Origin of the sequence: Pseudomonas sp. NPDC098747 (assembly GCF_044760045.1) — a bacterium.
Lineage (GTDB): Bacteria > Pseudomonadota > Gammaproteobacteria > Pseudomonadales > Pseudomonadaceae > Aquipseudomonas.
Genome location: NZ_JBIWAL010000095.1, coordinates 1 through 11,296 on the forward strand (window position 1 = coordinate 1; position 11,296 = coordinate 11,296).

The window sequence follows — 11,296 nt, forward strand, 5'->3', positions numbered from 1 at the left end:
CATCTGCTATGCGGAAACCCCGCAAGACCAGCAGGCTTACGTCGAGTACATCAAACAAGAGTAAAACCCCGAACGCCTGACGCAGATCCTCACGGAAGTTGTAGAAATCATTGGAGCCAACATTCTGAACATTGCGAGTCAGAACTATGAGCCTCAGGGTGCCAGCGTCACGATTCTGATCTCGGAAGAGCCGGTGACCCCGACTGAAAGCCAGATCGAAGAATCGCCAGGTCCGTTGCCCGAAATTATCCTGGCCCACCTCGACAAGAGTCACATCACGGTGCATACCTACCCGGAAATCCATCCGGACGCCGGTATTGCGACTTTCCGTGTGGACATCGATGTGTCGACTTGTGGTGTCATTTCACCGCTTAAAGCGCTCAATTTCCTCATTCACCAGTTCGATTCGGACATTGTGACCGTGGATTACCGTGTGCGCGGCTTCACCCGTGACGTTGAAGGCAATAAGCACTTCATTGACCACGAGATCAATTCGATCCAGAACTACCTTTCCGAAGACACCCGCGACGCGTACCAGATGACCGACGTGAACGTGTACCAGGAAAACCTGTTCCACACCAAAATGCTGTTGAAGAACTTCGAACTGGACAACTACCTGTTCGGCGACGCTACCAACAATCTGTCGTCTGAGCAGCGTGCTCAGGTGACTGATCGTGTGAAACACGAAATGCTGGAAATCTTCTACGCGCGCAACATGCCGACGTAAGAGTTCCGGGCACAAAAAAGGCGACCTTTCGGTCGCCTTTTTTTTGTTTTGCTACAGGACCCTGTGGGAGCTGGCTTGCCAGCGATGAGTCCCTGTCTGACGATACAAACCTTAGATCCGATAAGTACTCTTGGTCATCACCTTGGCCAACAGACTCATCCCGAACTTCACCGGTGCCGGAAACCGGAAACCACCCGCATCCAGCGCACTCTCCGCATGATGCTCTTCATCAATGCGCATCTGCTCGAGAATCGCCCGGGACTTCTCGTCCTCGACAGGCAGTTGCTCCAGATGTTCGTTCAAGTGCTTGCACACCTGATGCTCGGTCGCCGCCACGAATCCGAGGCTGACCTTGTCGCTGATCAGACCGGCCACAGCGCCAATCCCGAACGACATGCCGTAGAACAGCGGATTAAGCACGCTGGTGTGACTGCCCAACTGGTGAATGCGTTGTTCGCACCAGACCAGATGATCAATCTCTTCTTCGGCCGCGTGCTCCATGGCCTTGCGCACCTGTGGCAGCTTGGCGGTCAGCGCCTGCCCCTGATACAGCGCCTGGGCACAGACTTCGCCGGTATGGTTGATGCGCATCAGCCCGGCGACATGGCGGGTGTCTTCGTCGCTCATCTGGGTTTCCGGCTGCAGAATCGCTGGCGACGGACGGTACGGCTGGCCGCTGAAGGGCAGCAGGGTGCGCATCGCGGCATCGGCTTGCAGCAGAAGACGGTCAATCGGCGAGTAGTGACGTTGGGTAGTCATGCTGACCTCCGGGAAGAATCTCGGCGGCCAGTTTAACCGAATCGGCCGGGGAAGGTTTGCGCTGAGTCATTTGTAACGCGGCCTTGCTTTTGTGGGTGGGAGAGAGCTTGCTCGCTCCCACAGGTCTTGATGAATCAGCCCGGTGGCCAGTTCATCTGGCGCTGACCGAGTACGTGCATATGAATGTGGTAGACGGTCTGCCCACCCTTTTCATTGCAGTTCATGACTACCCGGAAACCATCCTCGCAGCCCAGTTCCAATGCCAGACGTTGCGCGGTAAACAGGATATGCCCAGCCAGTGCCTTGTCGTCTTCGGTCAGGTCATTGAGGGTGCGTACCGGTTTTTTCGGGATCACCAGAAAATGCACTGGTGCCTGAGGGGCGATGTCGTGGAACGCCAGAACCTGGTCGTCCTCGTAGATGATCTTGGCCGGGATTTCCCGGTTGATGATCTTGGTGAACAGAGTATCCACTGCTGTTTTCTCCGTTGTTTGGGCTGGTCTGAGTGTACTCATGGGGAATGAACCCGCCCAGTGTTTTGCCGTAGGACAGATCAGCGTGGGCAGTAGGCCTTGTTGACCATGCCGACGATGGTGCGGTTGAGCCAGCGCGAACCCAGTCGCGGTAAAAACGCGACCCAGCGGTTGCGCCGACCCGGGATAATGATTGCGCGGTTTTTCTCCAGCGCGCGCACGGTATAGAGCGCGACTTCTTCGGGGCTCATCAGCACTTTGCTGTCTCTGAGTTTGTCGCTGTTCAGCTGTGCGGTGCGGAAAAAATCCGTGCCGGTCGGGCCTGGGCAGAGCACCGAAACCTTCACCGCGCTTTGCTTGAGCTCAACCCGCAATGCTTCGGAAAAGTGCAGCACATAGGCCTTGCTCGCGTAATAGGTACTCATCCACGGGCCAGGATTGAACGCCGCCACGGAGGCCACGTTGAGAATCTGTCCGCCACCCTGCAGCGCCATGCTGTTGCCAATCGCATGGCACAGACGGGTGAGGGCGAGAATGTTTACCTCGATCAGGTCCTGCTCGGTCATCCAGTCCTGAGCCAGGAACGGGCCGCAAGTACCAATGCCGGCGCAGTTCACCAGCAGATCGATTTGCCGGTCACCTTCTTCCAGCTCCAGCAGAAAGCCGGACAGGCGCAGCGGTTCGCCCAGATCGCAGGCACGGAACAGGACCTCGACGCCGAAGCGCTGGGTCAGTTCGATGGCAATACTCTCAAGCTGATCACGCTTTCGTGCCACCAGAATCAGGCTGCGGCCGCGCCGGGCAAGCGCTTCGGCCATGGCCAGGCCGATGCCACTGGAGGCGCCAGTGATCAGAGCGTAACGGGTCATGCAATTCTCCATCGCAACAGCTCCGCGCCAGCGACGCGGGTGTCACGGCGGGGAGCGCTGTTCATTCTTTCGCAGAGTCTACAGGGGCCTGCGCCGCTTCGGCTGCATCGTCGGCGGAATTCGCTGCCGGTTCGACCTCTACTTCGATTTCATCGGTGGTCACCGAACCGCTGTCATAGCTGCTTTCGAGGCTGGTTTCGTATTCCTGCTGAATGGCCGAAATTCCGCCAAGTATTCCCCCCATGAAAAACAGCCCGATAAAGACGATCCACAGGGCACTCAGAACCTTGACCGCTGTGTTGTTTGGCGGAGGTGGTGGCCCGTATCGGTTGGCACCGGTATTGCCCGGCACGACCATGATCACAAAAGGGAAGATGCTGCCCACGAATGGGACAAGGGTCAGCAACCACAGCCAGCCGGACCAACCGATATCGTGCAGGCGTTGTACGGTGAAGAAAATGCTGATGACGATGAGCGCCAAACCCAGAAAGAGCGCGACGATGCCGCCGATGATGAGGGCGCTGGTGGATTCGGCGCTGACCAGTCCTACGGCGATCAGCGCGAATATGCTGATGATCGGCAGGCTCACCAACGTCACGACCATCGTCCAGGCCAGGAAGCGCAAACGTCCGATCCTGCCCTCCACACCAAGCGGTTTTAGCGTTGCAACCCCTGCGAAGGTTTCACCTACGCTGGCCTGCGGTGGCGCGTAAGGCGAGTAAGGCTCTGCCACGGCAGCGGATTGTTCGCGTACGTCCGAGAGGTTCAGCTCGATGGCTGTTTCGGCTTCGATCCGGGCGTCGATCCCGGTTTTGTTCAATGCTTGCAGATAGGTCTGCGCATCGCTGTGAGACAGATCGCGCTTGAGTGCCACGGTGCTGCCATTGAACAGCCGCTCAATGCCGGCCACTTCGCTTTTGAATAGATCTGCGAGGTTCAGCTTGGCTGTGGTGATATCGACACCGGGCTGTAGAGCTCCGTCGAAAACGATCTTGTAACGGGGTTCGCTCATGGCCGAGGCATCCTTGTCGCGATAGATTGAAAGGTCGTCAGTGTAAGGCCAGTCCGCCAGCGCCTGGCCTGATTTTTTCTTAGCGCGGCCAGCGTTGCGGCAACTGCGCGGCGCGTTCCAGGGCTTGGCGGTATTCAGCGTCGAGGCGGGCGATCAATTGATCCACGCTGGGCAGATCATCAATCTGCCCGACCCCCTGGCCAGCAGACCAGACAGTCTTCCAGGCTTTGGCTTCATCAATGATCGGCTTGAGCTTGTCGCCGAAATTCACTTCGCCTTTACCTTGCAGTGCAGCCAAGTCGAAACCCGCGGCCTCCAGGCTTTGGCGCATGAAACTGGCCGGCACCCCTGATACCGCTGGAGTATGGATGATGTCGGCTGCTTTGGCTGTCAGCAGCATCTGCTTGTAGGCGTCGGGCGCATGACTTTCGGTGGTGCCGATAAATCGCGTACCGAAGTAGGCCAAATCCGCACCGAGCAATTGAGCAGCCAGAATCTCATGGCCGTGGTTCAAACATCCTGCAAGCAACAACGTCTTGTCGAAGAACTGTCGAATCTCGGCGATCAGCGCAAACGGACTCCACGTACCGGCATGGCCGCCCGCGCCGGCCGCGACGGCGATCAAACCGTCGACGCCGGCCTCGGCGGCTTTCTCGGCATGGCGGCGCGTGGTGACATCATGGAAGACCAGGCCTCCATAGCTGTGCACCGCGTCGACCAACTCCTTCACCGCGCCAAGGCTGGTGATGACGATCGGCACTTTATGTTCGACGCAAATAGCCAGGTCCGCCTGCAAGCGTGGGTTGCTGTTGTGAACGATCAGGTTCACGGCATACGGCGCCGGATTGTCCAGTGTCGCCAGTCCCGCCTCGATCTGTTCCAGCCAGGCTTTGAACCCGCTGCTTTCGCGCTGGTTCAGCGCCGGGAAGCTGCCAACCACGCCATTACGGCAGCAGGCCAGTACCAGTTCCGGGTTGGAAATCAGGAACATCGGCGCCACCACCACAGGCAGGCGCAGACGTTGTTCGAACAAAGCGGGCAGCGACATTATGAACACCCCAAAGATTGGTACTTGTTGACGTTAGAACGGCTTGACCACGACCAGAATTACGATAGCCAGCAATATCAGAACCGGCACTTCATTGAACCAGCGATAAAAGACATGGCTGCGGGTGTTCTCGCCACGGGCAAAACGTTTTACCTGCGCGCCGCACATATGGTGGTAGCCGATCAGCAAGACCACGAGGGTCAGTTTGGCGTGGATCCAGCCGCCCATGCTGAAGATGCTCGGGTTGAGGTAAATCAGCCAGCCGCCGAAGATCAGCGTGGCGATCATCGCCGGGCCCATGATGCCGCGATAGAGCTTGCGCTCCATGAGGCTGAAGCGTTCTTTGCTGACCGTGTCTTCACTTTGTGCGTGATAAACGAACAGTCGCGGCAGGTAGAACAGCCCGGCAAACCAGCACACGAGGCTGACGATATGAAACGCTTTGATCCACAGATAGAGCATTTTTAGTTATTCCCAGGTTCACGGTAGCCTGGATAGTAGAGGCTTGAGCGTCTGCACGTCACCTTGACGGTTGTCGCAGGCGCGCGCGCGTCCTATTATCGACGGCTTTCCAGTGGGTTCGTTGAGGGCAGGTTTATGGTCAAGGTCGGTATTGTCGGCGGCACGGGTTACACCGGTGTCGAACTGCTGCGTCTGTTGGCACAGCATCCGCAGGCAGAGGTGGCGGTGATCACTTCCCGATCCGAGGCCGGTCTGGCCGTGGCTGATATGTACCCAAACCTGCGCGGTCATTACGACGGCCTGGCCTTCAGCGTGCCTGACATCAAAGCGCTCGGTGCTTGTGATGTGGTGTTCTTCGCCACGCCGCACGGTGTCGCTCACGCTTTGGCGGGTGAGCTGCTGGCAGCAGGCACGAAGGTCATCGATCTGTCGGCTGACTTCCGTCTGCAAGACGCTGAAGAGTGGGCCAAGTGGTACGGCCAGCCGCACGGTGCGCCGGAACTGCTGGATGAGGCGGTCTACGGTCTGCCGGAAGTCAATCGCGAGCAAATCAAGAAAGCCCGTCTGATCGCAGTACCGGGGTGCTATCCGACCGCTACGCAGTTGGGTTTTCTGCCGCTGCTTGAAGCAGGTCTGGCCGATACCGCGCGCTTGATTGCCGACTGCAAGTCCGGTGTCAGCGGTGCCGGTCGCGGCGCGGCTGTAGGATCGTTGTACTCCGAGACGTCGGAAAGCATGAAGGCTTACGCGGTGAAAGGTCACCGTCACCTGCCGGAAATTCGCCAAGGCCTGCGTCGCGCGGCGGGCAAGGATGTCGGTCTGACCTTCGTCCCGCACCTGACCCCGATGATTCGTGGCATTCACTCCACGCTCTACGCAACAGTGGTTGATCGCTCGGTTGATCTGCAGGCGCTGTTCGAAAAGCGTTACGCCAATGAACCGTTCGTCGATGTCATGCCGGCTGGCAGCCATCCGGAAACCCGCAGCGTGCGTGGCGCCAACGTCTGCCGCATCGCGGTTCACCGTCCACAGGATGGCGATCTGGTGGTGGTGTTGTCGGTGATCGACAACCTGGTCAAAGGCGCCTCGGGGCAGGCGGTGCAGAACATGAACATCCTGTTCGGTCTGGATGAGCGTTTCGGTCTGTCTCACGCCGGTATGCTGCCGTAACACTTTCAGTCGCACAGCAAAAAGGCCCGTTAACCGGGCCTTTTTGCATTCTGAACAGCTCGTCGGCTTTATTGATATACCGTAACAATAGTTGACCGATTTTCTCGGACAAGCGGATAATGCGCGTCATCACGCATTATGGCGGCGTAACGCCGGGAGATAGTCAGCATGAGCGTCGAATCCTTCACCCCCACGGCTTTGCAATTCACCCAAGGTGCTGCTCACAAGTTGAAGAGCCTGGTCGATGAAGATTGGAATGATCGCTTGAAGCTGCGCGTATTCGTTACGGGCGGCGGTTGTTCAGGGTTTCAATACGGTTTCACCTTCGATGAAGATGTGGCCGAGGATGACACCATTGTCGAGCGCGAAGGCGTGAGTCTGGTGGTTGATCCAATGAGCTTCCAGTACTTGGCCGGTGCCGAGGTGGACTATCAGGAAGGTCTGGAAGGTTCGCGCTTCGTGATCAAGAACCCGAATGCTTCCACGACTTGTGGTTGCGGCTCGTCGTTCTCGATCTGATCGCACTTCGCTGCAGACAATAAAACGCCGCAGAGCCTTACGGTTCTGCGGCGTTTTTTATTGCCAGCGTTTTGCTCAGTTGGGGTAGATGGCGCCGAGTACGCGCAGGCCTTTGGCGCCGGTAACGCTTGGGCGGTTGGTGGCAATGCCTTCGAGGCAGCAATGAGCCAGCCAGGCGAAAGCCATGGCTTCGACCCAGTCTGGATCTACGCCGTGATTTGCAGTGCTGGCAACGGTTGCGTTCGGCAGCAGGTCAGCCAGTCGCTTCATCAATGTCGCGTTGTGTGCGCCGCCGCCGCAGACCAGCAGCTCGCGAGTCTCCGATTGAGCGCTTTGCAGAGATTCGACGATGGTCATTGCCGTCAGCTCGAGCAACGTTGCCTGTACGTTTTCAGCCGGGAAGGCCGGCAGCCTTGAAAGGTGTTGTTCTAGCCAAGGCAGGTTGAACACTTCTCGACCCGTGCTCTTCGGGCCTTTGGTCACGAAGAACGGATCGCTGAGCAATGCTTTCAGCAGACCAGGTTCAACGGTGCCGGAGGCTGCCCAGTCGCCGTTGCGGTCATAGTTTTCGCCCCGTTGCTGCTGAATCCAGGCGTCCATCAGCACATTCCCAGGCCCGCAGTCGAAACCGGCTACGGGCTTGGTCGGTTCAATCAGACTCAGATTGCTGAAACCGCCTACATTCAACACAGCCTGATTACCGGTACGCTCCTCAAACAAAGTCTCATGGAAGGCTGGTACCAGAGGTGCACCTTGACCACCGGCAGCGACATCGCGGCTGCGGAAGTCACTGACCACTGTGATCCCCGTCAGCTCTGTCAGCAGGGCAGGGTTACCAATCTGTACGGTGAAACCGCGAGTTGGCTCGTGGCGAATAGTCTGGCCATGGCTGCCGATCGCGCGGATAGCTTCAGGTTTGAGCTGTTGCTGGCCGAGGAGGGCGTGAATGCCTTGTGCCGCGAGTTTCACCCATTTTTGCTGGGCAATGGCCGAGCGAGCGATCTCGTCGGGACCGCTGGCGCACAAGCCAAGCAGCTCGGTGCGCAGGGATTCAGGCATAGGAATGTAGTGCGTGGCGACCAGTTTGATCGCCGAGGTTTGCTCGATCAGGGCGATGTCGAGCCCGTCGAGACTGGTTCCGGACATCACACCGATATAGAGAGTCATGGCTTAACGCTTGCTCGAAGCCAGCATGGTGGCCTTCTCTTGGTCCATGCGCGCCATCAGTGGTTGGCTCTGCGCCAGGAATCGGGCGCGTTCGGCTTTGGCGATTGGATCGGCCATTGGCAGCTTTTGACCCAGAGGGTCGACGTGAACGCCATTGACCTGGAACTCATAGTGCAAATGCGGGCCGGTCGACAGGCCTGTCGTGCCGATGTAACCGATCACTTGGCCCTGTTTGACGCTGCCGCCGGTCTTCACGCCTTTGGCAAAGCCTTGCATGTGGCCGTAAAGCGTACGGTAAGTATTGCCGTGTTGAATGATCACAGTGTTGCCGTAGCCACCGCGGCGGCCGGCCAGCAGCACTTTGCCGTCACCGGCAGCCTTGATAGGCGTGCCGCGTGGGGCCGCGTAATCGACGCCTTTATGCGCGCGGATCTTGTTGAGAATCGGATGTTTACGGCCCATGGAGAACTTCGAGCTGATGCGGGCGAAGTCCACCGGAGTACGGATGAACGCCTTGCGCATACTGTTGCCATCGGCAGTGTAGTAGCTGCTATTACCCTGTTTGTTGGTGTAACGCACAGCGGTGTAGGTCTTGCCGCGGTTGGTGAAGCGCGCTGACAGGATCGGGCCGGTGCCGACAGCTTTACCGTTGACCACTTTCTGTTCGTAGATCACATCAAATTCATCGCCCTGACGAATGTCCTGAGCGAAGTCGACGTCGTAGCCGAAGACGCTGGCCATATCCATGGTCATGCTATGGGAAAGCCCCGCGCGAGCGGCGGACTGCGATAGCGAACTGTTGATCACGCCGTGAACGTAGGCGGTGCGAACGGTAGGTTTTGTAGTAACTCGGTTGAAGGCAAAACCCTTGTCATTCTTGGTCAGAGTGATGGTTTCAACGTCGCTGACTTTGCTGTGCAGGCTTGTCAGTTGGCCTTCAGGGGTCAGTTCAAACTCGAGTTTCTGGCCACGCTTGAGCTGGCTGAACTGTTTGGCTTGTTTGTCGCTGGCCAGAACTTCATGCATGGCGGTGGCTGGCAAACCGACCTTTTCGAACAAGGTCGACAGCGTATCGCCTTTAGCGACGACTACTTCTCGATGGCCAGAGGCTTTCGGTTTTTCAGCGGCCGGAGCCGGTACGGGCACGGCTTCAGCAGTTTGCGGGGTGTTTTCTTCGCTGTTTTCGATTTGGGCAAACGGCGACGCTGCTGGCTCAGTTGTGGCTTGAGCGGCGTCAGCAGCGTCTTGATCTTGTGTCAGTTGTTCAGCAGGACTTTCCAGTTCAAGGCTCAGGGTCGTCTTTTTGGCTTCTACATCACTGGAAGGAAATACCAGGAGCGCCAGGCTGAGAAGGGCGGCGATACCACTTGCAGCGAGCAGGTGGGTCTTCGGGTAAAGCGGTGGCGCTTTAGACGGTTCAGTGCTCATAAGTAATTTTGACTTTGAAAAGTGATGAATTGGAAAAGATGAATGACATGATGAAGATGAAATAACTGTATAAAATATAACCAAATCATCTCTGAAGCAAGTCTACAGACATCACGTCTGTGGATTGGTGTCCGTGCGCCGGGCAAAACTTGTAATTGGTGCGCGATATTGTATGGTTGGTTCCCTTTGAATCTGAGCCTTGCGGGTCTGTTATGAAGTCGGTTGAAGAGCAGCTAGCGCTGATTAAACGTGGTGCGGAAGAACTGTTGGTCGAGTCCGAGCTGATCGAGAAGCTCAAGCGTGGCCAGCCGCTGCGTATCAAGGCTGGTTTTGATCCAACCGCTCCGGATTTGCATTTGGGTCATACCGTGCTTATTAATAAGCTGCGCCAGTTCCAGGAGCTGGGGCATCAGGTGATCTTCCTTATAGGTGACTTCACCGGGATGATCGGCGATCCGAGCGGGAAGAGTGCTACTCGCCCTCCGCTGACTCGCGAGCAGGTTCTGGAAAACGCCGAGACGTATAAGACTCAGGTTTTCAAGATTCTTGATCCGGCGAAAACCGAAGTGGCGTTCAACTCCACCTGGATGGATCAGATGGGGCCGGCGGACTTCATTCGTCTTACTTCGCAATACACCGTCGCGCGGATGCTTGAGCGCGATGACTTTGACAAGCGTTACACCACCAATCAGCCGATCGCTATTCACGAGTTCCTTTATCCGCTGGTTCAGGGATATGACTCGGTCGCTTTGCGTGCGGACGTCGAGTTGGGCGGTACCGATCAGAAGTTCAACTTGCTGATGGGGCGTGAACTGCAGCGTGGTTATGGTCAGGAAGCTCAGTGCATTCTGACGATGCCTTTGCTTGAAGGTCTCGATGGCGTGAAGAAGATGTCCAAGTCGTTGGGCAACTACGTCGGCATTCAGGAAGCTCCGGGCGTCATGTACAGCAAGCTCGTATCGATTCCGGATGCGCTGATGTGGCGTTACTTCGAATTGCTCAGCTTCCGTTCGATGGATGAGATCAATGCGTTGCGTGCTGATGTAGAGGCAGGCGCCAATCCGCGTGATGTGAAAATCAAGCTGGCTGAAGAGATCGTTGCGCGCTTCCATGGTGAGGAGGCTGCGGCGAATGCTCATCGCGCGGCGGGTAATCGCATGAAGGATGGCGAGCTGCCGGATGATCTGCCGGAGGTCGAGCTGACATCTGCTGAGGATATGCCGATTGCTGCTGTCCTTAACAAGGCAGGGCTGGTGAAGAACTCGGCGGCGGCGCGAGATCTCTTGGCGTCCGGCGGTGTGCGTATAGATGGTGAGGTCGTTGACCGCTCCTTTATATATGTAGTGGGCGCAACCCACGTTTGCCAGGCTGGCAAGAAGGCTTTTGCACGCATTGCGCTGAAATCTGAATAAAATCGAAATTGGGGGTTGACGGCGAATTCCAGACGTCTATAATTCGCCCCACTTCCGGCGCAGTCGAAACGGAAAACTCCTTGAGATTCAATGAGTTAAGTAGGTTTCGAGAGTGGGTCGCTTCAGTTCATCGAGGCCTGGAAGGAGTTGAAAGGGCGGTGCTGTTTGGCTCTTTTAACGGTTCGATCTTCTCGGTCGAAAGCGGAGAAAAAGAGGTGTTGACAACAGCGAGTAACGCTGTAGAATTCGC

11 protein-coding genes and 1 pseudogene are annotated in these 11,296 nt (G+C 57.0%); 4 read left to right on the forward strand and 8 right to left on the reverse strand.

Going from position 1 to position 11,296, the window contains the following annotated elements; translation table 11 throughout:
- Positions 1-727, forward strand: a pseudogene (gene speD, locus ACIQVE_RS28355) (adenosylmethionine decarboxylase); the annotation flags it as partial.
- A 111-nt stretch (positions 728-838) separates the two neighbouring features.
- Here the strand turns inward: speD and coq7 are convergent.
- The 6 genes from coq7 to hemJ all read right to left on the reverse strand — a co-directional run bounded on the left by coq7 (position 839) and on the right by hemJ (position 5,350).
- The gene (gene coq7, locus ACIQVE_RS28360; RefSeq protein ID WP_047303750.1) at positions 839-1,486 is read right to left on the reverse strand and encodes a 2-polyprenyl-3-methyl-6-methoxy-1,4-benzoquinone monooxygenase; all 648 of its coding nucleotides are present in this window, start codon (positions 1,484-1,486) and stop codon (positions 839-841) included.
- A gap of 134 nt (positions 1,487-1,620) precedes the next feature.
- Positions 1,621-1,959, reverse strand: a complete 339-nt coding sequence (locus tag ACIQVE_RS28365; protein ID WP_053124353.1) for a histidine triad nucleotide-binding protein — start codon at positions 1,957-1,959, stop codon at positions 1,621-1,623.
- An 80-nt stretch (positions 1,960-2,039) separates the two neighbouring features.
- Positions 2,040-2,828, reverse strand: coding sequence for an SDR family NAD(P)-dependent oxidoreductase (locus ACIQVE_RS28370; protein WP_402815062.1), 789 nt, complete (start codon positions 2,826-2,828; stop codon positions 2,040-2,042).
- Between the two features lie 61 nt (positions 2,829-2,889).
- The gene (locus ACIQVE_RS28375; protein WP_402815064.1) at positions 2,890-3,840 is read right to left on the reverse strand and encodes a DUF805 domain-containing protein; all 951 of its coding nucleotides are present in this window, start codon (positions 3,838-3,840) and stop codon (positions 2,890-2,892) included.
- A 79-nt stretch (positions 3,841-3,919) separates the two neighbouring features.
- Positions 3,920-4,888 (reverse strand): NAD(P)H-dependent flavin oxidoreductase, encoded by a 969-nt coding sequence (locus tag ACIQVE_RS28380; RefSeq protein WP_402815066.1) that lies wholly within the window; start codon positions 4,886-4,888, stop codon positions 3,920-3,922.
- Between the two features lie 33 nt (positions 4,889-4,921).
- A complete protein-coding gene (hemJ, locus tag ACIQVE_RS28385; protein WP_402815069.1) occupies positions 4,922-5,350 on the reverse strand; it encodes a protoporphyrinogen oxidase HemJ in 429 nt (142 codons plus the stop codon).
- A 135-nt stretch (positions 5,351-5,485) separates the two neighbouring features.
- On the opposite strand from hemJ, the gene argC reads away from it, so the two are divergent.
- Both argC and erpA read left to right on the forward strand, forming a co-directional pair.
- The gene (gene argC / locus ACIQVE_RS28390; RefSeq protein ID WP_402815071.1) at positions 5,486-6,520 is read left to right on the forward strand and encodes an N-acetyl-gamma-glutamyl-phosphate reductase; all 1,035 of its coding nucleotides are present in this window, start codon (positions 5,486-5,488) and stop codon (positions 6,518-6,520) included.
- A 168-nt stretch (positions 6,521-6,688) separates the two neighbouring features.
- Complete coding sequence (erpA, locus tag ACIQVE_RS28395; RefSeq protein WP_402815073.1) at positions 6,689-7,039, forward strand: iron-sulfur cluster insertion protein ErpA; 351 nt, start codon at positions 6,689-6,691, stop codon at positions 7,037-7,039.
- Positions 7,040-7,114: 75 nt separating this feature from the next.
- Here erpA and ACIQVE_RS28400 read toward each other — a convergent pair whose 3' ends face one another.
- Positions 7,115-8,206, reverse strand: coding sequence for an anhydro-N-acetylmuramic acid kinase (locus tag ACIQVE_RS28400; protein ID WP_402815075.1), 1,092 nt, complete (start codon positions 8,204-8,206; stop codon positions 7,115-7,117).
- Positions 8,207-8,209: 3 nt separating this feature from the next.
- Complete coding sequence (locus tag ACIQVE_RS28405) at positions 8,210-9,634, reverse strand: peptidoglycan DD-metalloendopeptidase family protein (protein ID WP_402815078.1); 1,425 nt, start codon at positions 9,632-9,634, stop codon at positions 8,210-8,212.
- A 212-nt stretch (positions 9,635-9,846) separates the two neighbouring features.
- On the opposite strand from ACIQVE_RS28405, the gene tyrS reads away from it, so the two are divergent.
- Positions 9,847-11,046: a tyrosine--tRNA ligase gene (tyrS, locus tag ACIQVE_RS28410; RefSeq protein ID WP_402815079.1), complete on the forward strand. Its 1,200-nt coding sequence runs from the start codon at positions 9,847-9,849 to the stop codon at positions 11,044-11,046.
- Positions 11,047-11,296: the final 250 nt, after the last annotated feature.

Coding starts and splice junctions, on each gene's coding strand:
- hemJ (WP_402815069.1), bottom strand. CDS start 5,350: ATGCTCTATCTGTGGATCAAAGCGTTTCATATCGTCAGCCTCGTGTGC.
- erpA (WP_402815073.1), top strand. CDS start 6,689: ATGAGCGTCGAATCCTTCACCCCCACGGCTTTGCAATTCACCCAAGGT.
- ACIQVE_RS28380 (WP_402815066.1), bottom strand. CDS start 4,888: ATGTCGCTGCCCGCTTTGTTCGAACAACGTCTGCGCCTGCCTGTGGTG.
- ACIQVE_RS28405 (WP_402815078.1), bottom strand. CDS start 9,634: ATGAGCACTGAACCGTCTAAAGCGCCACCGCTTTACCCGAAGACCCAC.
- ACIQVE_RS28400 (WP_402815075.1), bottom strand. CDS start 8,206: ATGACTCTCTATATCGGTGTGATGTCCGGAACCAGTCTCGACGGGCTC.
- ACIQVE_RS28370 (WP_402815062.1), bottom strand. CDS start 2,828: ATGACCCGTTACGCTCTGATCACTGGCGCCTCCAGTGGCATCGGCCTG.
- ACIQVE_RS28375 (WP_402815064.1), bottom strand. CDS start 3,840: ATGAGCGAACCCCGTTACAAGATCGTTTTCGACGGAGCTCTACAGCCC.
- argC (WP_402815071.1), top strand. CDS start 5,486: ATGGTCAAGGTCGGTATTGTCGGCGGCACGGGTTACACCGGTGTCGAA.
- tyrS (WP_402815079.1), top strand. CDS start 9,847: ATGAAGTCGGTTGAAGAGCAGCTAGCGCTGATTAAACGTGGTGCGGAA.
- coq7 (WP_047303750.1), bottom strand. CDS start 1,486: ATGACTACCCAACGTCACTACTCGCCGATTGACCGTCTTCTGCTGCAA.